At 36.3% G+C, this 23,290-nt stretch carries 21 protein-coding genes, 1 tRNA gene and 3 pseudogenes; 7 read left to right on the top strand and 18 right to left on the bottom strand.

The features are described 5' to 3' along the window. Nucleotides 1-689: 689 nt before the first annotated feature. From NSQ49_RS26200 to NSQ49_RS26245, 12 genes and pseudogenes are all read right to left on the bottom strand, one after another. Complete coding sequence (locus NSQ49_RS26200; RefSeq protein ID WP_159866896.1) at nt 690-1,955, bottom strand: MFS transporter; 1,266 nt, start codon at nt 1,953-1,955, stop codon at nt 690-692. A 554-nt stretch (nt 1,956-2,509) separates the two neighbouring features. Next, nucleotides 2,510-3,289, bottom strand: a complete 780-nt coding sequence (locus NSQ49_RS26205) for an HpcH/HpaI aldolase family protein (RefSeq protein ID WP_159866893.1) — start codon at nt 3,287-3,289, stop codon at nt 2,510-2,512. Nucleotides 3,290-4,080: 791 nt separating this feature from the next. Further along, entirely contained in the window at nt 4,081-4,209 is a 129-nt protein-coding gene (locus NSQ49_RS26785) for an ATP:cob(I)alamin adenosyltransferase (protein WP_159866890.1), read from the bottom strand. A gap of 61 nt (nt 4,210-4,270) precedes the next feature. Further along, nucleotides 4,271-4,384: pseudogene (locus tag NSQ49_RS26790) on the bottom strand (cob(I)yrinic acid a,c-diamide adenosyltransferase); the annotation flags it as partial. Nucleotides 4,385-4,463: 79 nt separating this feature from the next. After that, a pseudogene (locus NSQ49_RS26210) lies at nt 4,464-5,771 on the bottom strand (methylmalonyl-CoA mutase family protein); the annotation flags it as partial. Between the two features lie 332 nt (nt 5,772-6,103). Further along, entirely contained in the window at nt 6,104-6,373 is a 270-nt protein-coding gene (locus tag NSQ49_RS26215; RefSeq protein ID WP_159866887.1) for a hypothetical protein, read from the bottom strand. Between the two features lie 573 nt (nt 6,374-6,946). Next, nucleotides 6,947-7,236: pseudogene (locus tag NSQ49_RS26220) on the bottom strand (3-hydroxyacyl-CoA dehydrogenase family protein); the annotation flags it as partial. Between the two features lie 653 nt (nt 7,237-7,889). Further along, entirely contained in the window at nt 7,890-8,681 is a 792-nt protein-coding gene (locus NSQ49_RS26225; RefSeq protein ID WP_159866884.1) for an SDR family NAD(P)-dependent oxidoreductase, read from the bottom strand. 35 nt (nt 8,682-8,716) lie between these two features. Continuing rightward, nucleotides 8,717-9,031, bottom strand: a complete 315-nt coding sequence (locus tag NSQ49_RS26230) for a Zn-ribbon domain-containing OB-fold protein (RefSeq protein WP_159866881.1) — start codon at nt 9,029-9,031, stop codon at nt 8,717-8,719. After that, nucleotides 9,031-10,167 carry a thiolase C-terminal domain-containing protein gene (locus NSQ49_RS26235; RefSeq protein ID WP_159866878.1) on the bottom strand — a complete coding sequence of 379 codons (1,137 nt, stop codon included), beginning with the start codon at nt 10,165-10,167 and terminating at the stop codon, nt 9,031-9,033. The genes NSQ49_RS26230 and NSQ49_RS26235 overlap by 1 nt, the downstream gene beginning before the upstream one ends. Then, nucleotides 10,164-11,645, bottom strand: a complete 1,482-nt coding sequence (locus tag NSQ49_RS26240; protein ID WP_159866875.1) for a class I adenylate-forming enzyme family protein — start codon at nt 11,643-11,645, stop codon at nt 10,164-10,166. Before NSQ49_RS26240 ends, NSQ49_RS26235 begins: the two co-directional genes overlap by 4 nt. 12 nt (nt 11,646-11,657) lie before the next feature. After that, entirely contained in the window at nt 11,658-12,128 is a 471-nt protein-coding gene (locus NSQ49_RS26245) for a PPC domain-containing DNA-binding protein (RefSeq protein ID WP_251284684.1), read from the bottom strand. A gap of 1,110 nt (nt 12,129-13,238) precedes the next feature. On the opposite strand from NSQ49_RS26245, the gene NSQ49_RS26250 reads away from it, so the two are divergent. Beyond that, nucleotides 13,239-13,718, top strand: a complete 480-nt coding sequence (locus NSQ49_RS26250; RefSeq protein ID WP_159866869.1) for a hypothetical protein — start codon at nt 13,239-13,241, stop codon at nt 13,716-13,718. Nucleotides 13,719-14,471: 753 nt separating this feature from the next. Beyond that, entirely contained in the window at nt 14,472-14,996 is a 525-nt protein-coding gene (locus NSQ49_RS26255) for a JAB domain-containing protein (protein WP_159866866.1), read from the top strand. A 224-nt stretch (nt 14,997-15,220) separates the two neighbouring features. On the opposite strand, the gene NSQ49_RS26260 is transcribed toward NSQ49_RS26255, so the two are convergent. From NSQ49_RS26260 to NSQ49_RS26270, 3 genes are all read right to left on the bottom strand, one after another. Next, a complete protein-coding gene (locus NSQ49_RS26260) occupies nt 15,221-15,373 on the bottom strand; it encodes a YvrJ family protein (protein ID WP_159866863.1) in 153 nt (50 codons plus the stop codon). Nucleotides 15,374-15,549: 176 nt separating this feature from the next. Next, entirely contained in the window at nt 15,550-16,083 is a 534-nt protein-coding gene (locus NSQ49_RS26265; protein ID WP_159866860.1) for an SF0329 family protein, read from the bottom strand. 547 nt (nt 16,084-16,630) lie between these two features. After that, the gene (locus NSQ49_RS26270) at nt 16,631-16,978 is read right to left on the bottom strand and encodes a hypothetical protein (protein ID WP_159866857.1); all 348 of its coding nucleotides are present in this window, start codon (nt 16,976-16,978) and stop codon (nt 16,631-16,633) included. 409 nt (nt 16,979-17,387) lie between these two features. Between NSQ49_RS26270 and NSQ49_RS26275 the strand changes: the two genes are divergently transcribed. The 5 genes from NSQ49_RS26275 (at nt 17,388) to NSQ49_RS26295 (ending at nt 21,577) form a co-directional block, all read left to right on the top strand. After that, nucleotides 17,388-17,615, top strand: a complete 228-nt coding sequence (locus NSQ49_RS26275) for a helix-turn-helix transcriptional regulator (RefSeq protein WP_159866854.1) — start codon at nt 17,388-17,390, stop codon at nt 17,613-17,615. Continuing rightward, the gene (locus NSQ49_RS26280) at nt 17,612-18,025 is read left to right on the top strand and encodes a hypothetical protein (RefSeq protein ID WP_159866851.1); all 414 of its coding nucleotides are present in this window, start codon (nt 17,612-17,614) and stop codon (nt 18,023-18,025) included. The genes NSQ49_RS26275 and NSQ49_RS26280 overlap by 4 nt, the downstream gene beginning before the upstream one ends. 75 nt (nt 18,026-18,100) lie before the next feature. After that, complete coding sequence (locus tag NSQ49_RS26285; protein WP_159866848.1) at nt 18,101-18,931, top strand: hypothetical protein; 831 nt, start codon at nt 18,101-18,103, stop codon at nt 18,929-18,931. Nucleotides 18,932-19,676: 745 nt separating this feature from the next. Further along, a complete protein-coding gene (locus tag NSQ49_RS26290) occupies nt 19,677-21,098 on the top strand; it encodes an IS110 family transposase (protein WP_098799150.1) in 1,422 nt (473 codons plus the stop codon). A 59-nt stretch (nt 21,099-21,157) separates the two neighbouring features. Further along, nucleotides 21,158-21,577, top strand: coding sequence for an NUDIX hydrolase (locus tag NSQ49_RS26295; RefSeq protein WP_098799151.1), 420 nt, complete (start codon nt 21,158-21,160; stop codon nt 21,575-21,577). Between the two features lie 237 nt (nt 21,578-21,814). On the opposite strand, the gene NSQ49_RS26300 is transcribed toward NSQ49_RS26295, so the two are convergent. From NSQ49_RS26300 to NSQ49_RS26310, 3 genes are all read right to left on the bottom strand, one after another. Then, a complete protein-coding gene (locus NSQ49_RS26300; protein ID WP_159866845.1) occupies nt 21,815-22,531 on the bottom strand; it encodes a class I SAM-dependent methyltransferase in 717 nt (238 codons plus the stop codon). A gap of 382 nt (nt 22,532-22,913) precedes the next feature. After that, a complete protein-coding gene (locus tag NSQ49_RS26305) occupies nt 22,914-23,153 on the bottom strand; it encodes a hypothetical protein (protein WP_159866842.1) in 240 nt (79 codons plus the stop codon). A gap of 30 nt (nt 23,154-23,183) precedes the next feature. Next, a tRNA-Cys gene (locus tag NSQ49_RS26310) sits at nt 23,184-23,254 on the bottom strand. Nucleotides 23,255-23,290: the final 36 nt, after the last annotated feature.

The raw sequence follows: 23,290 nt of genomic DNA on the forward strand, positions 1-23,290 counted from the left end.
TTATGAGCTTGCTTTTAAATTAATTCTTCAGATAATAATACTCTCATAAGATTAGCACCTTTAACGAATGAACCGAAAATTGTACAAGTCGTTTGGTCAAGGACGGAATGGTTTTCCCGTTGGCTTTTTAATCCTCTTTCCTCCTATTTGAAAATGATCTTTGGAAGAACAAGATCTTTATTAATGAACGAATAGTCCCGTTATAGGTACGGGATTTTTTACAGAAATAAGATGCCCTCCGCAAACAATTACTTGCTATCCCATAAACGCTTCATGCAAATGCAAATTTGTGTTACCGCTTTCATTTTTACAAAGCGGATTTTTAATTTTCTGAATATTTTTAGGGAGTTCCACTATTTTCTTTCTGAAATTTAAAGATCCTAAATCTTTACTTTCGCTAACTCATGGAACGGCCAGCTTATAGACCCTTTTTGAAAAAGAGGTAACTAATTAAAGCGAAGCGATGCTGAGAATACTGCCTGGATTAAACTTTGCAGAAGGTGTATAACTGAGCCGAATATCAGGTTTGCTATACAAAGGGTTACATGTGCGTCCATCGCCACATCTACAAACATTGCACCAAGGAATAAAACGGGATGCGTTAGTAAGCAGAATAATTTCCCCTTAGGTAAAAGTATAAATATTAATTAACTTTCCATAAATCTAAAAAACTGAACATATATTTAGGTTTATTTAATTGCCTTGTTTGTCATTTGAATAACAGCCTCAGCTTGCTTTTGTTTAGCTTTAGGACCTGTCTCTTCAATAAACATTTGTAGGAATATACTTCCGAGTGTTGGTATGGTAAAAATAACCATTACCATCGACATTGACATTCCGAGATTAAGCAACGCCTGGAAAACTGCAGGAACGAAGAAAGCAGGTAACCAGCCACATGCAAGTATGATGGCAAACGCTGCACCAACAAAGGAAGGATCGGATTTCGAAACATCTAACGGAATCATTGAATAGTATACATAATAACCAACGGAACCTACCCCAAATAGAAATGCGGCTACTAGAACAACAAAATAGGTGTCTATGGATATTACCAACATCGCACTGAAAAATATAAGAATTAGTGAAGATAGACCTATAATTTTCCTGCGTCCAAGGGCTGTCATGATTAAACCGCAGAAAAAGCCGAATAAAGCGGATCCTATTGGGCTGACGCCAGCCAACTTGGAAGAGGCTTCTTTGCTCATACCGTGTTCCAACTCAAGAAAAGCAGGTAAGTAGTCCTGAAATGCAATAGTAGTAATCCCCACTCCAATTATAAGTACACACATCTTCAAGATGATTTTGTTCTTTACAACCCGCGATAGACCCATTTGGCCAACTTTGGTATCAGCCAGTTCTGCAGCATTTGCTTTTTCGCTGCGTTTAGGATCTCTGAGAACGAATATAGAAATAACGAAAAGCACAGCCGTTATAATACCATAGAAGCCAAAAGTAGCCTGCCAGGTATGCATAAAGCCAAGAATAGGTAGGGTCAAGTACATACCCGCAGAAACTCCTAGAGTGCTTATCGAAGTACGAGCACCCAGCCAAGCAGGCTGTTGTGACTTTGGAATCCACTGTGATACGATAACACCAGGAAGTGGAAAATATAATCCATAACCAATACCAACGATAACTCTTGCGATCAGGTGCAGTACAAAGCTGTCTCCTGAAAAGAAAGCCATGACACCGCCTATCGCTACAATAGCCAATGAAAAGACCGCAGTCCACTTGGCACCAATTTTTTCAATAAATACGCTTCCAACAAAGACAGAAATAACTGTTGTCGCATAAATTGCAGATAATAAATACCCAGTCTGTCCTAAATTCCAATGTGATTTCTCAACAATTGTAGTCATAATCGGTGAAGGCGCAACAAGGATAACGCTCGTCAAGAACGTCATAACCATCGCGAATACACCGTTTAAATAACCTGTAAATGTCAGATTTTTCATTTATTTCCCCCTTTTTTAATAAGACAGACTTTTATAATTCTTTATAAACATTAGCAATACTTTTTCAGTCCTACCTCAAAATTAATTAGAATTACATCCCTCCTTTCTATCTTTTATAAGATCAGGTATTTAAAAAGATTAAAATCTTAGTTGGCTTCGCCTATAATGAATCTCGTATAAAATGTTTTCCAACTTTATAATTTCATCATTAAATTTTGACGCATACTGAACACTTTTCTTTAGCACAATCATTTTAATAATAGGGGATTGAAGCCTTTCTTATTAAATATCAACTTACTTGGAAGAATGAGAATTACAACAGCTTACTCTTTGGCCATGTGTTCCCATTCACATAATTCATATTCCTTCCATGTCCTCCCTGTTTATTTGTAAGAACCACTCATGGCACCAAAAATCCTCCTAAGTTCAATCGTTTCTTAATCCTTAGGTTTACTCAATTTTTTAAATAGAAACTTTCGCATATTCTTTGGCATCCCTTGGGTTAATTGCAAAACGCAGTCCCGATTTGCAATTTGTATAGAAAAGGGAATGTATTAAAACCAGCGATGATCGATTTCTTTTACTTCAAGATCAGCAAGCAGTTTTCCCACATGTCTAACTACCATACCAGCATCTGAACCTAGACCAACCATGGCAAATCCTTGATCACGGCGCAATTTAGCATCCTCTGTGTTACGCGCCATAACGGCACTTCCAATTCCAAGTTTTAAAGCCTTTTCTTTCATCTCCAAAATTAACTCTGCCATTCCTGGTCCTTCCCACTGCCCAAGATATCCGTAGCTTGAGGATAAATCTCCTGGTCCAAAAAGGATCGTTTCAATACCCTCTAGTGCCAAAATATCATCAATAGCTTCTGCTGCATCCTTTGTTTCAATTACTGGAATGATCATGATATCGTCATTTGCTGTGCTTGTATACTCCCTAAGGCCTAATCCCCATTTAACATTACGCTCTCCTCCTAAACCTCTTTGCCCTTTAGGTGGATAATAAGCGTATTGCTGAATCGTAGTAATATCCTTCGCAGATCTTACAAAAGGTAATACGATTCCATGAGCTCCTAGGTCTAATACTCGTTTAATAGATTCAAGTGCGTGGGTTGGGACTCTAACAAAAACACTAAGGTTTGATCCATTTGCCGCTTGAAGATGTCCAGCAACTTGCTTATAACTAAGGTATCCATGTTCTAAATCAATGCAAATCCAATCAAGACCTAATTCAACTGCTATTTCTGTAATAGATGGACTTTCCAACGTGACCCATAATCCAAAGGTAGTTTCACCATTTTTAAGCTTTTCTCTAATTCTTTGATTCATAATAACAATCTCCTCTTATATTAAATTAAATTTATATTTAATCCTCTTTTATGAAATTTCCGATTATGAACCTATTCGGGCTGTTGTATATGAAAGATCTACGATAATTACGAAAATGGTTTATTTCAGGAATTCCTTCACAGAATCATTAAACTTTTTATAAGCAGTCCAGCAGAGATCATGGTTTCCAAATTCCTCAGCGGTAAAAAGAACCAACTTACAATTTGTGATTGTCTTGGAAACCCAATCATTGCACTCCGGTGTCATGCAGTGACTACTTCCTCCGTTATTATCGATACAGCATTTTTGTTTTCGTAAATTCCTATTACTGGTTATCTTCCACATATTTTTTCTACTTTCTTTTATTACATTAACTAACACATGCAATATCCATACCAAAAGGCTAAATATTCTGAATTATAATGATTAAATAGAGATATTTATAATAAAAACAATTATAAAATCTATCTGAACCTTAATGGGACCTTAATCATTGCCACACTATAAATCACCATAGTAATCAAATATTTTAAATAAATGATCACAAACGCCATATAATTGCATTTATGATATAGCATTATAGCTATCGTTAATGAACATAAGATTAACGATCCTAACTCAGAAGGTTTATCTCTTTTTCATTATTTTTGAGTTGGCACATTGTAGATACTCTTTGCTACTGCCCCAATTAACGGGTAGGCACCAATGAAACAAGCTTTACCATTAAGGTTAATGTTATCCTCTTTTTGAATCTCTACAGCGGTTCTCTTTGCTCGGCATAGAATGGTCCTTTACAAGTGAATTTGGGATCCTGCGGGGTGTCCTCTAGGTAAGGTAAAATTAACCAAGGGCGGTAAAACAACCTCTATCTGATCAATTTGTTCTTCTAAGAAACAAACATCCTTATCACAATTTTCCATCTAACTCGTTCGCCAATTCTACCCTACACGAAACAGCTTGGTTGGGATTACAAAACGTCCATTATTTTTCCTTAGGAAGTAAAGAAAGAGCCAACCCAATCATCGAGTTGGCTTCATCACGAGTCCCATATGCCTTGACCCATTGAGATAGCTTAGAAACACGTTCTCCGTAAACAAGGCTTGTCTCCTATATCTCCTCCATTGTGGACAAGGGTAGCAGTTTTCTTCATTAAGTAATTCAAACAGGCTAAACCCTACATATTCCGTCTATACTGTCCGCCCACTTCATAGAGAGCGGTGGTGATTTGTCCAAGAGATGCCACCTTCACGCATTCAATCAACTCTTCAAAGATATTTCCATTTTGAAGAGCAACTTGCTTGAGACGATCTAGGGCAGCTGGACATTCCGCCTCGTTTCTCTTCCAGAAATCTTGAAGATTTCGAATCTGGGTTTGCTTTTCTTCTTCCGTCGAACGGGCCAACTCGATCTCATAAGCATTTTCATCTGCATTCGGATTAATAAACGTATTGACTCCAATAATCGGCAATTCCCCAGAGTGCTTCTTATGTTCGTAATACATGGATTCTTCTTGAATTTTCCCTCGCTGATATTGTGTTTCCATCGCTCCGAGTACCCCTCCACGATCGTGGATGCGTTGGAATTCGGCCAATACTGCTTCTTCCACCAGATCGGTTAACTCATCAATGATAAAAGACCCTTGAAGCGGATTTTCGTTCTTCGCCAAGCCTAATTCTTTATTGATGATCATTTGGATCGCCATGGCCCGGCGTACGGAGTTCTCCGTCGGTGTCGTGATCGCTTCATCATAAGCATTGGTATGCAAGGAGTTACAATTGTCATAGATCGCAATTAAGGCCTGCAAGGTTGTCCGGATGTCATTGAAATCCATCTCTTGTGCATGCAAGGAACGACCGGAGGTTTGGATATGGTACTTCAGCTTTTGGCTGCGTTCGTTTCCGCCATATTTATTTTTGATGACCGTAGCCCAAATTCGACGGGCGACACGGCCCATCACCGTATATTCCGGATCTAATCCGTTACTGAAGAAATAAGAAAGATTTGGAGCAAAATCATCGATGTGCATACAACGGCTAAGGTAATACTCCACAAACGTAAATCCATTCGCCAGAGTAAAAGCTAACTGGGAAATGGGGTTAGCTCCCGCTTCGGCAATATGATAGCCACTAATACTTACGGAATAGTAATTGCGCACCTTATGATCAATAAAGTACTGTTGTATGTCCCCCATCATCTTAAGTGCAAACTCCGTCGAGAAAATACACGTATTTTGCCCTTGATCCTCTTTCAAGATATCCGCTTGCACAGTACCTCTTACCGTTTGCAAGGTCCATGCCTTAATTTGTTCCAACTCGTCCCGGCTTGGCTGCCTCCCGTTTTTCTCGATAAACTTTTCAACCTGCTGATGGATAGCTGTATTCATAAACATCGCAAGAATGATCGGTGCCGGACCATTGATCGTCATCGACACACTGGTGGACTGGTGACAGAGGTCGAAGCCTTCATACAATTTCTTCATGTCAAGTACCCTTTAATCAATCCCTTGTTAATCAGTTCGATCAGTCCCACTTGGATGAACATGAAGCCATGAAACAGAATCAAGTGCATACATCCGCTTTTTTTTCTAGAAACAATTTTCTCTATCCTAACCCATTCACCTATACGTATTGATTCGTTCTTTCAGATTCGGTTCATAAGCCGCTCTCTTACCGAACTTCCCAAACAGATCGCGGCTGTATACGACAGGATAAACAGGTAAACGGCATAAGAGGTGACAGCCATCAGGGAAAAAAATTAAGTAATGATAACATTGGTAAACCTTCTTTACTGTAAACACTGAAATATTCTGGTTAACTAAATAGCGCCTCGGATAACAGGTATTTGCGAAAAACTAAGTTTTCCTGTTGATGTCCAAATACATTCGAACCTTACTTCCCCATTCACTTCTATCTGCTCTCCGACACAGTAGCTGGATGGATTAGAACTTAGGATTGGAATAATCCTAATCGTCTCACCATTTATGTCGATTTTCTCCTCTAATTCAATAAACAAAATAGTGGTAACGTTTGGCTTTTCACGATCTACATAGGCTCTCTTCTTATATATAACTCCTTTAATTTTCAAAGCAGAAACCTCCTAATGGATAACTAACCATCCTTTACCATAATTTCAATTGGAGCGAGTATCATTTAAAGGTAAGTTTGGCACTTTTTAGTGGCGAATTTTCAATCCTGTTTTAAATTGATTGGAGTGGTTTAAAAATATATCTTTGTCCGTTCCACTCAATCACAGTGGGAATACCATTTTTGACTTTGATTACATTTGGTAAAACACGTTGTTCCTCAAGTAGTCTTTCATTATAATTATTCTCCTGACTTGGATAGACATCTTTCTGTTTTAATCGGTATAGTATTAAAGGAATATTTTCCAAAAGCCTATATAAGAGCCTCTGCGGACAAGATTTAAATGTTAACGATTTCTATATATAGGCTGTCTCTTTGTTTTTCAACCCACATCTTTACTTTTTGAAGTTCCATATCGTTGTTCCTTTCTAAAGATGACTTTAATTGTTTTCATTAATTATCTTTATTTAACATTTATGAGCGAACGCTCAGTCATTTGTCATGTAGAGGAACCTTCCTTAATTTAATACCTATTACTTCTTGAATTTGCGTACCTTGCCATATTAAACAGGGACTATTCATAAACATAGAATCCTCTTCCGGATTTCTTTCCTAACCACCTAGCCTTCACATATTTGCGAAGTAACAGGCAAGGTCGGTATTTTGAATCCCTACCCTCATATAATACTTCCTTAATATATAAGCAAGTTTCCAAACCAATAAAGTCAGCAACGTTAGTGGGCCCTTCGATGACTGGTACAGATTCATAAAATGCATAACGATTACTTATTCTGGTCGCTTGGTTACTGTAGCAATCTCTGTAATGGGAAGATAAGACGTATTACTAGCTAAGATGATATGGTCGGTGAACCTAAAAACTAAGCTATATTTCAATCTTACTTTTCAAAAAAACGGGGTAGATAGAATCCCCCCAATATTTTAGTTATATATATTTCAAAATTATTAGAGTATCAGATAACCCCTTATCTTGCCCTCCCAAAATAGGAAAGCGAGATAAAGCGGTATATGAAAGAGATTGCTCTGATTTTTGGATTAATCTTAGCAATTTCTTTCCATGTTTCTTCACTCACTAATGAATTCACGTAAACAACATACACACATTCTCTAGCAAGTGTTTTTGCTCATGTAGCACCAATGCTTCTTGAAACTCCGGTTACTATCTACGTTATTTTCATTTCTCTTTATCGTACTACATTCCATTTATCCCCAATAAATCTGGTGAAAATGTGTAATGATTTGAACATATGTAATCAAGATTAATACAATAAAAAAAGCAGAACATCATCTACTGATTCTGTCGGAGTAAGGATCCAACTATAAATCCCGCCTAGATATAATAACCGTCAAGAAGTCCCCAAATTTCGTTCTAAATTTTGAATTTCAATATATATCAGTAAAGAGAGTTTTTTCTAACACTAAAGTAAAAGAAAATAAGATTTTTAGTTTGGAGGCAAAACTAAGCCTCCAAAAAATATTCCTACCAAACGAGATAATTATTAACTACGAATAGAGTGCCCCCCATCAACAGGCAAACAAACACCCGTGATAAAATTGGCCTCGTCTGAGGCAAGAAAGACAGATGCATGGGCAATATCCCAGGCTGTTCCCATGCGCCCCATAGGACAACTAGCGCTTCGAGCCGCTACCATTTCATCCACACTATCATATTGACCAGCAATGTCCTTATAAATTAACGGGGTGTCAACCAGTCCCGGTAAGATCGCATTCACTCGAATTCCCTGGGAGGCATATTCAAGCGCTGTGACGGATGTTAGATGATTCACTGCAGCTTTTGCAGCACTATATGCCGGGTATGAATAGCCTGTAAAACGGATACTTGCAAGAGAAGAAATATTAATAATGGAACCTGTTTTTCTTTCCGCCATGTGTGGTAAAACACACTTCATGGTGAGGTAGACACTTTTCAGATTTACGTTAATCGTCTTTTCCCAATCCTCCTCAGGTAGATCGACGATTCCTCCCATTTGAGCTAATCCTACATTGTTATGAAGAATATCAATTTGACCAAACTCCTGAATAGTGTCTGTAATGACTTTTTGAACTTCAACGGAGTTTGTCACATTTGCTGTTCGATAAGAACAGACCCCATTTTCATTAAGAATAATTTGGCACGTTTGTTCCGCAGCTTTAGCATGTAAGTCTACGACCATGACTTTTGCACCTTCACGTGCATAAGCAACTGCAGCGGCTTTGCCATTTCCCCATCCTTCCCCAACTGATCCTGCTCCAAAGACAAGAGCAACCTTATTCTCTAATCGATTTGTCATATTTAATCCTCCATTCTACAAAAAATTCAAATGACCTAGATGGATTCAAACCAATAAACGGAATCCTCAAACTTATAAATTTTAACTTTTTGATTTATGGTTGGTTCACCATTAATAAGACGAGCTGTGACGCGTAACCCTTCATCTAAGTCTACTAAAATGATATGATAAGGAGCATCAGCAGCAAGCCTTTCTGGTGCAGCATAGATCGTGGTATAAGAATAAATCTGCCCTATTCCACTTACCTTTTTTTCTATTAATTCTTCACTATAGCAATGTGGACAAATATATTTAGGGGGATTAAAGTTCTCTTTACAACCTACACATGATAATAATGTCATTTCCACCATTACAGACCCTTCCCTTCAAAAATGTGGACAGTTGAATATGCCCCTGTACCTCCAAGATTCTGGGCTAATCCAATTCTTGCTCCTTCGACTTGATTAACTGCACTTCCTTTGAGTTGATTTACAATTTGCGCAATTTGGCATACTCCAGTTGCTCCAATCGGATGACCGCGTGACAGTAATCCACCACCAGTATTGACAGGCACCTGTCCCCCATGCTTGGTTAAACCATCTTCAACAGCTTTCCATCCAGTCCCCTTTTCAAAAAAGCCTAAGTCTTCAATAGCTAAAATTTCAGTAATCGCAAAACAATCATGAAGTTCTACAACATCAATGTCGCTTGGACCTAGCCCTGCCTGCTTATAGGCTTGATGTGCGGATTCTTGAATAGCCCCAATACTTAATAAGTCTGGAATATCTTGCATGAGCGGTGGTCCGGAAGCTTGACTAGATGCAAGCACCTTAACTCCCTTATCTCTAGCGGTAACCACGACAGCGGCAGCTCCATCCGTAATCGGGGAGCAATGGAATAGCCCTAGAGGAGCGGTAATCGGACGCGCCTGCATAATTTCTTCTAAGCTCGTTGCTTTTCCGAACTGTGCTTTCGGGTTATTCAATGCATATTCCCGGTTTTTCAAAGATACCATAGACAGATGTTCTACACCTGCACCAAACTCATACATGTACCGGTTGGCAACCACCCCAAAAAATCCAGGAAAAGTTAAACCTGATATCCCTTCATTGGAGTCATTGTCCATCCCCACATTTAGCGCTTCCGTTACTACATTTGTTGGAGCATGGGTCATTTTCTCTACTCCTACAACCAATACCGTATCGTAGATGCCAGCAGATACCATATGATAAGCCTGACGAAATGCAATTCCACCAGATGCACAAGCTCCTTCCATTTTGGCGGCGGGGATGGGGCCTAACCCTAATTCTCTCGCTAAGACAGATCCGAGAATTTCCTGCCCCGCTAACCTTCCGCCCGAAAAATTCCCCACATAAATAGCATCGACTTTTGGAGTTCCCGCATCAAGCAAGGCTTCACGACTAGCCGTTAAAGCAAGTGATTTTAGAGAGGCTTCATGCCTTCCAAATTTGGTCATGCCGGTTCCCGTTACTGAAACATTTCTCATATTCTACTCCCCCAGTAAGAGTCTCGAATTTCTTTGCGTAATATTTTTCCATACGAATTTTTAGGTAGGCAGTCCATAATACAGATTTTCTTTGGCTTTTTAAAGCTTGCCAAGTGATTTTTACACAAATCAATAAGTTCCTGCTCTGATACCGTTTGTTGATTCCTAGGCACAATATAGGCGCAAACAGATTCACCCCATTTTTCATCTGGAATACCAAATACACATGTTTCTTTAACACCAGGATGTAGATTTAACACCTCTTCTACTTCTCGAGGATAAATATTCGCTCCACCGCTAATAATGACATCTTTCGACCGATCGACGATATGAAGATAGCCTTTTTCATCTACCCATCCGAGATCACCGGTGTAAAGCCAACCATCCTTGATTGTTTCTGAGGTTGCTTTCGGGTTATTCCAATACCCTTTCATTACCAATGAACCATTACAGATAATTTCACCAATTGTTCCGGCAGGTACTTCTTGACCATATTTATCTACAATTTTCATTTCTGTAAATATTCCGACTTTTCCACACGACGAAGGCCAGTCTTTTAATTCGTCCTTTGGCATAACCGTAATTGTCAAAGGTGCCTCCGCTTGCCCATAGGTTTCAAGAATAATTGGACCCAAAAGATCTATCGCTAATTTTATCTTTTCAGCGGCCATCGGGGCACCTGCCATATTTATTGTTCTCAATGAGCTAAGATCTCTTTTTGATAAGCTCTCTTCGTGAATCATTAGATTAACCATGGTAGGTACGAGAAAGACGGCGGTTATTCGTTCACTTTCGATTGCTTCCAAAAATTGTTGTGGTTCAAACTTATTAAATATAATCTGTTTGATCCCCAAGAATAAGGCACTATAAGCCATAGCCAGGCTTCCGTGAGTCAAAGGTGCTACATGTCCAACCACATCATCATCAGACATATCACTTGCTTTAATTAAGGATAATGTACAGGAAATCCAGTTGCGATGTGTTTGCATCGCTCCTTTGGGTCTGCCAGTTGTTCCTGAGGTGTACATAATTGTGATTACATCGTCCTCATTAATCTCAACATTTGGATCGATATCCGGAAAGTCTGCAATCCATGATTCATATTCTATTCCGAATCTGATGGTTGGAATTTCAACATCAATGATCTCAATTAAATTGTCCTCTCCTAATAAAATACTGGCTCCTGAATGTTGGAGCATATATTCATGCTCCCTTGGATGCAGACGATAATTAAGTGGGACTTTAATGAGCCCTGCGAGAGCAGCTGCCACTTCCAATTCAATATGCTCTATCCGATTGGATGCCAGGATGGCTACTCGATCCCCTTTTTTAAGACCAAAGGAAATCAAGGCGTTGGCTAAACGAAAGGAACGTTCTTTTAGCTGTGCATACGTATAGCTTGTATACTCGTCGCACACAGCAATAGAATCAGAAAAGTTACCAAAAGTTTTTCGGTATATTGCACCTAGTGTTTCCATGCAGTATCCCTCCTATTTGAAATTGATCGTTGGAAAACCAAGGTCTTCATTAAATGAACGTATAGCCATTATGTTATTTCCAACTTGAATGCTAAACTCCACCGTTACGCATACGGGATTTTTTCCAGAAATAAGATGTCCTCCGAAGACAATTCCCTGCTTCCCAAAAAATACTGCATGCATGTGCAAATCGGTGTTTCCGCTTTCATTTTTGCTTAGAAAGCCAGTTCCACTTAAAATTCCAAAGGGACCCTCTCTTTCAATGGGATCACAATAGCATAAGCTCCCATCTGGTCTCTCCGCCGGATAGACATAGCCTGCCTGTGATACAGACCCTATAAAGGTGACCACACCAGATTCAGCGCTGTACTTTTCATATTCTCGGATAATACCTTGCATGAGGTCTGTTCCTTTAACTAATGCACCGAAAATTGTGCCGGTCGTTGGGTCATAGATGGAATGGTCTTCCCTTTGACTTTTCATCCCTTTTTTCCTCCTTTTTTATCAAACAGCGTATTTGTTATTTTGAAAATTCTGATTTCTGTTTATCTCCCAAATACGTATTCTCTTTTTTCTTTTACACTAAATAATTTTAAGTCATATTCATCCCAGAACTATATTTGTTAGGTTCACAACTAAATTCTTAGTAACTAGAACAAATTAGTTGTTTTGTTGCAAAAAGATCTCTGCCGGTAACTGTAATCATAATGATTTACCTCTTGAATTATCCAACGGGGAGTCCGACGAAAACATTCAGAACTTGGTTGGTTGCCACTGACACGATCTGTTAAAATCGCAACTTGTTCAAATCGTTATTGTTGCTGCATATCTTTACATCTGTTCTCTCCTTTCTTTTAATACATTACTTTAAATAACACATGCAATATCCATGCCAAAAGCTGAATCATCAATACGTAATAGAGGTATTAAGGAGAACAAATAGGTCTCAAGTATAGGGAACCTTAATGTGGCCTAAAGCGATGGCGACTGTATTAATCACGATAGTTATCAAAAAGTTTATATAAACTTTCACAAAAGCCATGTAACTATCATATTTGCTATTGTATAATTGCTATGATTAAAGAAATTATTATATTTAAAACATAAATTGATTTTATCCAACCTCAATAGGCAGGGGCAGTTCACACAAGATAGCAAACCTTCGAGGTGCATGCCAATGTATGGTATTACTTCACAAAAGTAAATCCATTTGCCAGTGTAAAAGCTAATTGGGAAATGAGGTTCGCTCACCAGAACGAAAAATACCAAAAGAGAAACCCTACACTCTCGTCTAAATAGCACACAATGCGATTAGTTAAGCAATTCTTTCACTAAACTTTTAGTGAATAAATGAAAGCCACCACATCAAATGGGAACTTTGATTATCGGTTGCAGCTAAATAAAAGGATACATAAGATGGTTATTAAAATCCTTATAATTACCGTAAATATTACAGAGAGAAAGAACCATTAAACTTGTTCAAAAATAAGCGTTAATCCTTCTTAATGCTAAATATGATTAATTAAAAAAATGTCCAACCCATTATATACCAAGGGTTTGGACACTTTTTAAAATGTTTATGAATGCGTTAATTTGTATTATACGAATTGTTATTGGGGAGTTCTAAAGGAAGAAAAATTTGAAAGTAAGTTTAAAGAAATATGGTCCGAAATCACTTATAAAAATGAGCAAAGTGGTTATGATCACAACGGAATATTAGAACAAGATTCAAGTATATATAAACAGCTTTTTAGTAATAATATCGATGGAATTCCTGAAAGTGTTAAATTACTCCTATCCTGGTGGGGAGGTTTCCATGGGAAGATAGCTATAGAAAGGCTATTTGAAAGTGAGAATGGGCAAGAGGTTTACTTTGATTTCTTAAATGCAATAAATTCGAATGATTATTTAATTACAACTAAAAAATTCAAAATAAATCTTATTTACGATAAACCGTTATTAGTTGATACAACTTCTATTTCATCCCATTTTATTTTACCAATTGAAGAAATTTTTATGAATAGAAATAAAATTGCATATAGTTTATTAAAGAATTTACAAAGATCAACATAAAAAAATAGAATATAAGCTTCTGGGCTAAGAAAGGCCATTTTTGAAGGTTTGGTTGAATAGACAGGCCAAGAAAGAGGGACTTAAATGAGTCCCTCTTTTGCTTTCATTTGTCATTACGACCATTTTTTTTGAATGTGTGCAGCCTTCCTGTAATCTTGACAGGTAAAGGTCCTTAAAAACATCACACTGACTGAGCGTATCACTCGATATATCAAATATGTCATTTTAAATGATATCTATCTATCTATATATATCATGTCCTACCCGACAAAAAATGAAAATTGTACTAAGGGGTCACGGTAGAAAAACTCGGCTTTTTGGGATACCACATAATAAATATTAAATTCAATGAAATTAATGACTTTCATTGAATTCAACAAAAGATGGATTCGAAGCATTTGCTTAGAGGTGAAATTTCTAAATTTCCTTTTACATTTTATTTTAGGTTCCAAGTATATATATTGATTTGATACCGTCCTCCTAACTAACTGCAACTGTTCCTAAGTTAAACCTTCACTTGTCAGATACCTACTTTTTCAGATATTTTAAGATCATCCCCATTACTCCACAATACAGGAGGAATGCTGCCCCGTTTGTACAAAAAGAAGCCGCATATGAGAAGGATTACTTGTCCTATGTATATTGTTTAGGAATATGTGAATATTTAATGTCTAAATCTTCCTAATTATATACATTAATAGGTAATGGATTTATGATTAATTCAACAAATCCAAACAGAAAAGAGCACGCCTAATGGAAACCATTTATGAAGTTTCAAGAATCAAGCAAGTCATTATAGAAGTGAAAGATAGAAGATTTGAAAGAAGAGTTTGTAATCCATGGGATGTAAAAGATGTTGCCCATCACTTTATAGGGGATGATGATAGAGAGGTTTTTCTCGTTATTTGCCTCAACACCAGAAATGACGTTATTGCCGTACATAGAAGTCATTTAGGTACCCTTTCCACTGTTGCCGTTTCACCTCGCGAAATCTTCAAAGCATGCATCCTAAATAACGCAAGGAGCTTTATTGTAGCGCACAACCACCCTTCCAGCGACATAAAACCATCAAAAGAAGATTTCAATATAACAGAATCCTTGCTAAAAGCGGGATTAGTCCTTGAGATTCCATTAATCGATCACTTGATTATTAACTCCAAAGGGGATTTTTTTAGCTTCAAACAAGAAGGCTATATTTTAGAAGATCGTGTCATCAAGAGAAAGGTCTTCAGTTTGCAGCAGAATCAAATATTTAAGAAATATAAAAAGCATCAGTAATAAACATTTTCTAAATGTTTGGGTAGGTGAATTATATAATGAAATAGATTAGTACCCATGCTGTATGTATAGCCTACTCATATTTGTGTAATGCATATTGTGGGGGATTTTCCCCCTGGTGGGAAACCCAGAAAGGTTACGATTAAGGTGAAAATTTAAGTATACTACAGGAAAAAGAGTGAATAAAGAATTCACTCTCCTTAAGGTTAATATATGTTGGACAACTAAATTTTTTTTATGATTTTTTGAAGTTCTGTAATTGCCGTGGTTAAACTTTCGATACGTTTTTCGAATCTGATTAATAAGTATATTGCGATCGCTACGGGAAAACCAAAGTTCCCCATAATACTTATGATTTGTGCAATATTTATTTCCATATTCGCACCTCCCTTAGCATTTAAAGAGGTATTTTCAAAAAAAATATAAACCAGTTAATTTACAAGTGTGAATTAACTGTAAAGTCAGCTCTGTCAATTAAACATAAGGCTTGTTAAAGTTCAATTTTGATAAGGCATAGAAAAAGAACTACCTGTTTTATGGAAGTTCTTTTAGTTTATTCGCTACTATGTATATTTTCTGCGTCACAACGTAATTTATAAAAATCCTGAACTAATGTTTTTTCTTCTGAAATAGATTCTTTCATTTTACGTAAAGTTCTTTTCCCTACACGACGGTCCAAAATACACAATATTTTTATTAACATATCATTCGACTTTAAAGATATTTCAATTGGTGAATTAAAATATTCTTCCAAAGCAGAAAAGAAATCAAATTGTGCATAAATACCTTCCATTTTTAATTGTTCTTGAGCTTGTTCCTGGATTGCTCGATTATTAAGTATATTATCATAACTAAAATCGTCTAATTGAATACGAATATCTCGTTCTCTATAATATTCTTCTCTTTCAGCAGTAATTGTACACATATTCAACATTTCTACTTTATCAACAGTTATGACAGTTCTACCTAACTGGTCGTGTGCTTTTCGATAATTAATCACTTTAAAATCTACTCTTGAATGCAAAGAATCGCATATAAAACTCATTAAACGTTTCTTCGATTTGCTCCATTTCGGATGATATAACAATAAACTTCCTCCCTTTGAATCTATCAAAACCATTAAATTTTTACTTTGGGTTCCAGGTATATATTTATCTGTTTCGCCGCTTCTTAATGTTTTCTGGAGCTCATAAACCTTCCCCCTTGATCAGGAACAAACTCCCTCCCACAGGACGAAATCATTTGCCTCTTTTGCCCCAGGAACCAACCAAATTGGTCCATATAAGGAATGAGACTTCTTGAGTTATCTTTTCATATTTCAGTTATTATCTTTCGTTTTTTTTTCTTTTTGTTGTACTAATTTATAGGTAGCGAACAGTGTCAAAAATAGTACAAACAGCATTATTCCTATCCCTATTTTTGAACTTTCAAAGATTTCATAGCCTAAATAAAATGCTAAATATAGCGTTACTAATACCAATATTACATTGCGTATTATTCTAAAGATCAATTTAGCTCCACCCTTCTAAATCGTATAATGTGTTTGATAAGATCCTTATACCACTATTACACTTATAAGGACTTGTGAAACCAATATGGCAGCAAGGGATTCTAATCGCTGGGTTCACATACCGCTATTCTTTTTCTGGAGGACTTATTGAAAGTTCATGATGATAAACCATAGCGACCTCATTCCCAAAGTCTACCTCATATTGAAGATTCGGCTTAAGATTGACCTTTAGGATAACCCCTTTCTTCTTCCACCATTTTTTCAAGTAATAGTAACTCTCCGAGTCCTCATCTTCCGTATAACCAAGTTGAATATATACTCTATCACCTACATCATAAGGTAATAAGTCATTCTCTGGCGATTTCTCTGCTACCTTTTCTTGCAGCTGTTTAAGTAACTCACTTTCCTGAATTGCATCTTTAATTATTTCATTATCACTTATATCAAATATCGTCATCTGTTTTACTGTCATTTTCTCACCTCCGCAATAATACTTACACAGATACTACTCTGTTGAAGCTAAGGTTCCTTGTGAAGAAAGTGATGTTTTAGACGAAGGACTTAGGGGGAGAAAATTCAAATTACAGAACCTTTTTCTTAGAAACCGAGCAAGGAAGCTTTATTTATCAGATAAATAACATTTTACAATAAAGAAAGCCGGGTAGCATGAGCTAATTACCTGTTTAATTCCTTTAAAAAGTGGCTTGGAACCTCCAAAGGCATGAATATTGTGCCATAAAAACAAGGAAAGAGTACTTTCTGCTCATTTTTAACATTTACTTACATATATAGTTTACTATACATTATGTATATGATAATATACAAATTGGATAGGATGATATACAACATGGATAAGATAATATACAAAAAGGTGATGAGGGATGAAAAGACCTATTGTTTATAACAATGTAAAGAAATACCGCGTTTTAATGGATATGACACAACAAGAATTAGCAGACAAGGCTCTTGTTCATCGTCAAACGATTGTTTCAATTGAAAACAAAAGTTATGCGCCATCAATTGAGGTAGCTTATGCAATTAGTATTGCAGTGGGAAAGGATATCAAGGAAGTTTTTTACATTAAGGAAGAAGGAGATGTTTCAAAATGAGTTTGAGAGTTCCAAGAATCTTAAAAATGTTTGTTAGCTTAGTGTTTGTAGCATTGTTTACCTTTGTCGTATATAACTCTTTTGAGAGTGGTGACAACTTTAGAGGGATTATTTTCTCAGCTGCCATAATAGTCAGTGCCTATGTGTTAATCAAGGATATTGTTGTCGCTATTAAAGGGAACAGCTTGCTTAATAAAGAAGTGGTTATGGATCAGTTTATTATTGGAAGGATAAAAACCTCCTTAAGCTTATCTTATTTATACTTAATTGTTCATTTAAGTATTTCTCTTTATTCAAGTGATAGCCTTGCTGCTTTTAAAGATTCCGCAACTTTAGCTTTGTTCATAAGCTTTCTTGTGTTCATGCTCATTCAAATTTTCCAGGCTTTTATTTATCACAGTAGAGAATAGGTTTACTTCTAGAACATTCCCACCACTTTATTAAATGAGTTGCGAAACTCAAATATTTAATAAGGTGGTTTTAATATGGAACAAATTGTTGAATTATCAGTCGCTCAAAAATCGGAAGTAGCAAAACGGATCGACCAACGTTTAAACGGCAAACTCGGTCTGAACTTGAAGGTGTCTCACCCTATTAAAAGTTTTTCCGATGATCTTCAAGCTGTTCAAGTAGACTTATCTTTTAGAGAGTCTGATGGCGAAATTTTGGGAACTAAGTACACTCAAACTGTAATTCATAATGGTGAATCTGCTGAGTTGCAGTATACGGAAGCTCAGGATGTTTGGTTGTATCAACTTAATAAAATTGAAAGCAACAAAGATGTAATTGCACAAATGTTTAAAAGATTTAAAGACTCAGAGGATTATGATGCTATCCTTACCTTTATTCAGAATGGAGGATACGATTTAGCTCTAGACAGTCAAAAAGTATTAAATGTAGAGCAATATTCCTTTGATGAAGAATCACAACAATCTACTAAAAACTATATTCAGGCATGGACCGTTGATGTTATGGAAAAAGATGAAGTTATTGGAGCACTAGTGTTTGGTGAAAATGGAAACACTCTTATTAGGCTTTATAAAAATGAAGGTGTTGTGGTAATTAATGAAGCTACACCGGTAATTGTTCCTTTGGATTCTAAAGGGAAATGGAAAGCGTGTATGGCAGACTGTATTGGATGTGGCTCTTGGCAGTCATGTGTTAGTGCCTACTCATGCTTAGGGGCTTGTGCTAGCTGCTTAAACCCAATTTCATGCGTATTTTGCCTAGTTTGTGCGATCGCTAGTTCTACGTGCTTGTGGAAATGCCGTATGTGTGTTGCTAATTCTGCAAGACCAGAAGAGTGCCCGGTTTAAACGAATTTGCAACATGAACGAAAGATTATTAATGGTAGGCTGTCGATAATGTTTCGGCAGCCTTCTTTTAGTACGTGATTAGGGACAATAAGTCGTTTCTGTAGTGATTAAAGAAAAAAATACACTATTTTAATAGACTACATGCTACTTAGTTAAGTCTATAGCTACAATTTAAATAATAATGAATAAAAAGAATAATTAATATATAATTTAGAAGAACCAATGTACCTTTATTTTAAACGTGAGTTCTCTTATAGAAACTTTGAAAGTCGTTTGGGGACATTGGTTTATTAATCTTACTAGATACGATATTATATAATTGTGCAGTGACCTTTAGGTGATTCCGACCATTAACTGGACTGGGGCTATTATTCATAGACCTCTAATATTGATGTGAGGCACTCCATTCAATTAGAAAGACGGCACTGCACATTAAATTAAATATAAAACAACGGATTATCCTGTCAATTTCGACAGGTTTTTTATTTTTTTAGAAGGAATATTATGGTTAGTGTCGAATACTCCTCCTCAATAGACTATATAGAGAGATTTTAAAATCAATATAGTGAATAGTGTGCAGTTGAAACTCTAAAAGTGTATGGAGCTAGTGAATCTAGACTCTTTTGTTAAATCTGAGATTAAATATCTGGCGTTATAATCCTAACATGCTACATTGGGCTTAAGCTCTAACAGAAACTTGGATGGTCAGATATAATCATACTGCTTACTGTTCGGAGAGGAAATCATGGAAAATACGATTACTCCTTTTAGTTATGGGAATCATTCAGATAATAAAGGTCAAGATACTCGTAAGTTTTATCAATTTTATGTTGGTATAGATATTGGAGCTAGTTTTCATGTAGCTTCTTGTATTAAATTTGATGCATTTTTAGACCCCAAAGGAATTGCCTGGAAACGAACAAAAACAATGAAATTTAACTCTGATAGCGCAGGAATCGCAGAATTTTTAAAAGCTTTAAAACAAATAGAAGATCAATTTACTATCAACAGAGATGATTTCTTAATCCTATTAGAACCTACTGGTGGACATTATTCCTATTTAGTTCAGCAAGTATTATTGAACGAAGGATATCAACTCTTTCAAGTGGAGAATAAAGCAGTTGGAGAATTTCGTAAGAATAATTTAGGTATCTCAGAAAAATCAGATTCAATGGATGCCAAAGTAATGTCCTATATGGGGTGGCATAAACAACTCCATCCTCACATGCAGGGAGTTACTTTAATAAGACCTCAAACTGTCTTACAATCCTTATTTCGGACTGTCATGCGAGATCGATGGTATTTAAACGTTCAGTTAACTCGAAGAAAAAATCAAGTTCAACAATTATTAAAAGTAACACACCCAGACTTAAATAAAGCATTTAAAAAATTGGCTACTTCTTCAGTAATGAAATTAGTATTAGAATACCCTTCGGGTCTTCACATGAAGGGATCATCGGAAGATGAATTGTATAAGGCAATTTCTAAAGCAGGCGCTAAGAATGTAGCGAAAAAGGCTGCTAAAACACTATCTGAAATTATGCCCCATACAGTGGCTGTACCAGTAGAACATCTAGTAGGAAGGCAGAAATGGGTAATTGAAGAAGCCTTGAGGCTTGAGGAAAGCATTCAACTTATCGATGTAGAAATCCATTCACTTCTTAGAGGAGACCCTGAAAAAGGAATTGAACCACATCCATATACGGAGTTACTTCTTTCTTTTCCTTTTGTCAGTGAAAATATTGCCTGTACCTTAATCGGTGTTATTGGAGATATAGATCGTTTTAATACATATAAAGAATTCAAAAAATACCTTGGTGTATCAGCTGAAAATTCTCAATCTGGAACATCTGTACATTCAACAAAACAAACCTATGGTGGTGTTCGAGATGCACGTCGAGTGCTTTATCAGATGTCCATGATGATGTTAGCGAATGGAAAACGAAAACCAACCGTCTTCAAAGCATATTACGATCGTAAAGTTGACGAAGGAATGATAAAGAAAAAGGCAATTGGTCATCTTTGTGGTAAAATTGCAAATTTGATTTATACAATTTTAAAAAGTGGCCAGAAATACGACCCTAAAATACATGCGGCTGCTTGTGGAATAGAGTGGGATGAAGTGTATAAGTTAGAAGAAAAGCAAGAGCCAGTGTTATTGAATTAACGAAGAAGATTTATTGAATAAAGGTAGAGAAAATATGAAGGTGATGGGGGAATATATTATTGACACCGATTAGAAAAGCCTATGGTTATGTAACAAGAATTAAAGAAGGAAAAACACAGGTATTAGTCTTTCAACATCCTATTACTGAAGCAGGGATACAGATACCCAAAGGCACAGTAAAACCCAAAGAAGACACTTATCATGCAGTCATTAGAGAAATTGAAGAAGAAACAGGGTTGAGAAGTTTTCATGTTGAAAATTTAATTGCAGAAGATTTATGGGAGAACGATGACGGTGCAATACATAATAGGTTTTTTTATAAAATATCTGTATCAAGTGTTCCAGATGAATGGGATTACCAACCAACAGGCGGAGGAGATGAAGAAGGATTAACATTCCATTTCTTCTGGATTTCATCCGAAAATGAAGTTGAACTTATAAGAGGACATGGAGATTATTTGAACCTTATCTTTGATTAACCTTATTAAATAAACGGTGCTTTTCTTAAAAAAGAGAGTATATTTTATACATTTCCCTAAGTCTTTTAAAAAACCAAAAAGCCCTGTTTTCGAATAAAAAAACAGGGCTTTTTTCATACGGTAATATTCACTAGTTTTCTAAAGCACTACACTACATTTAAAAATGTTAGCGCGTAACACCGACTCCAAAATGGAACGCTGTTAAAAAGTTGTTTAATTTTGAAAAGCCCACTTATATTATTTCACACTATGAAAAATAAATGATTTTGTTTCTTCAGTTGCTTGTTCAAACTCCCAATCACCATAAACTTGGATTTGTGAAAAGCCTACTTGTTGTAATGATTTATAGATTTCTTCTTGTGTTCGAAACTTTAGTTGCATTTTTTCATGAATTAACACTTCATCTGTTCGTGCATTTTTGACGATTTCATAAAACGTAAATACATCTCCTATAAACCCTTCATATTCCGTCCAAATTTCAAGTGGGTCGCCGCTTACCTCATCCTTTGCAACATCGGGTGTCACATCTTTTTGCCATTGTTCCCACGCTTTTGCTAATGGGTTACGCGTATCAAAAATAAAATGTCCTCCAGGTTTTAATGCTCGATGTGCATTAGAAATGACTTGCTGCCAACTTTCGTCTGTAAGAAATACTTGTGCAACATTCGCTGTCATTATGACAACATCAAACGTATTTGGTTGTAAATTCGAGCTATCGCCAACAATCCAAGTCACTTCGTCTGCAAACTCTTTACTTTTCGCCTTTTCAATCGCATCTACATTTGGGTCAATAGCTGTAATATGATAGCCAGCTTGTGCAAAATGGGTTGTTAACCTTCCTGTTCCACAACCTAAATCTGCTATTTCTTTAACATTTACTTTCTTTAAAAGTGCCAAGAAGAATTCATCGTCTTTTCCCCAGCCATTAATTTGATCATAAACTAATGGGATCATTTATTTACCTGCTTCCTATATTCATTTTCCCAACATTAAACTAGATTGGTTGCTGCCATTTTATTGACTAAATAAGTATCGAAATATTCATTCTTCATTGTACAGATAAAATAAAATATGGAATATTTCCTTATCAAAATCAGACATATCATCATTCTTTTCACTTTTATTTAGGCCTAATTTTACCATATATGCTTAGTGAAAGGGTTCGTTAGTCATGAATGGATTTACAGAATAGGATATAGATACCCTAAAGGAGGTATACAAGTTTAAGATCGGCGGAGTGCCGAGATGTATAGGTTAAACAGAAAAAAGCTTATTGAGAACTGTCTCAATAAGCTTTTTGAATTTATAAATTATCTAACATATTTCCCAATGTCATTTATTTAGGCCTGTTAGTACAACAACTGTGTAATTCAACATTATAAGTTTGTTCAATAGAGTCTTTCATTTGTTTCAACTCTTTAGAGTACTCTAAACAAATAATTTGATAAAATTCTTTCTCTGATTTATTCGTACATTCATCTATACACTTAGCAATCTTGAATAAGTCACTTTTGATACGATTCAACTTTTTAAATTCTATTTCAATTGTCTCAGTACCATTTTCAATCACTTTCATATGTTATATTCACCTCATTATAGTATTTAGAGGTGACACCCGGATTTGAACCGGGGATAAAGGTTTTGCAGACCTTTGCCTTACCACTTGGCTATGCCACCACCGTTTTATATATAATAAAGTGAATGATACAAAGA

It is taken from the genome of Cytobacillus sp. FSL R5-0377 (genome assembly GCF_038004385.1).
Lineage (GTDB): Bacteria > Bacillota > Bacilli > Bacillales > Cytobacillaceae > Cytobacillus.

What these genes read in the sequence shown, in the direction of transcription:
- NSQ49_RS26200 (WP_159866896.1), bottom strand. Translation starts at nt 1,955, where the DNA reads ATGAAAAATCTGACATTTACAGGTTATTTAAACGGTGTATTCGCGATG.
- NSQ49_RS26205 (WP_159866893.1), bottom strand. Translation starts at nt 3,289, where the DNA reads ATGAATCAAAGAATTAGAGAAAAGCTTAAAAATGGTGAAACTACCTTT.
- NSQ49_RS26785 (WP_159866890.1), bottom strand. Translation starts at nt 4,209, where the DNA reads ATGGAAAATTGTGATAAGGATGTTTGTTTCTTAGAAGAACAAATTGAT.
- NSQ49_RS26225 (WP_159866884.1), bottom strand. Translation starts at nt 8,681, where the DNA reads ATGACAAATCGATTAGAGAATAAGGTTGCTCTTGTCTTTGGAGCAGGA.
- NSQ49_RS26230 (WP_159866881.1), bottom strand. Translation starts at nt 9,031, where the DNA reads ATGGTGGAAATGACATTATTATCATGTGTAGGTTGTAAAGAGAACTTT.
- NSQ49_RS26235 (WP_159866878.1), bottom strand. Translation starts at nt 10,167, where the DNA reads ATGAGAAATGTTTCAGTAACGGGAACCGGCATGACCAAATTTGGAAGG.
- NSQ49_RS26240 (WP_159866875.1), bottom strand. Translation starts at nt 11,645, where the DNA reads ATGGAAACACTAGGTGCAATATACCGAAAAACTTTTGGTAACTTTTCT.
- NSQ49_RS26245 (WP_251284684.1), bottom strand. Translation starts at nt 12,128, where the DNA reads ATGAAAAGTCAAAGGGAAGACCATTCCATCTATGACCCAACGACCGGC.
- NSQ49_RS26255 (WP_159866866.1), top strand. Translation starts at nt 14,472, where the DNA reads ATGGAAACCATTTATGAAGTTTCAAGAATCAAGCAAGTCATTATAGAA.
- NSQ49_RS26260 (WP_159866863.1), bottom strand. Translation starts at nt 15,373, where the DNA reads ATGGAAATAAATATTGCACAAATCATAAGTATTATGGGGAACTTTGGT.
- NSQ49_RS26270 (WP_159866857.1), bottom strand. Translation starts at nt 16,978, where the DNA reads ATGACAGTAAAACAGATGACGATATTTGATATAAGTGATAATGAAATA.
- NSQ49_RS26275 (WP_159866854.1), top strand. Translation starts at nt 17,388, where the DNA reads ATGAAAAGACCTATTGTTTATAACAATGTAAAGAAATACCGCGTTTTA.
- NSQ49_RS26280 (WP_159866851.1), top strand. Translation starts at nt 17,612, where the DNA reads ATGAGTTTGAGAGTTCCAAGAATCTTAAAAATGTTTGTTAGCTTAGTG.
- NSQ49_RS26285 (WP_159866848.1), top strand. Translation starts at nt 18,101, where the DNA reads ATGGAACAAATTGTTGAATTATCAGTCGCTCAAAAATCGGAAGTAGCA.
- NSQ49_RS26290 (WP_098799150.1), top strand. Translation starts at nt 19,677, where the DNA reads ATGGAAAATACGATTACTCCTTTTAGTTATGGGAATCATTCAGATAAT.
- NSQ49_RS26300 (WP_159866845.1), bottom strand. Translation starts at nt 22,531, where the DNA reads ATGATCCCATTAGTTTATGATCAAATTAATGGCTGGGGAAAAGACGAT.
- NSQ49_RS26305 (WP_159866842.1), bottom strand. Translation starts at nt 23,153, where the DNA reads ATGAAAGTGATTGAAAATGGTACTGAGACAATTGAAATAGAATTTAAA.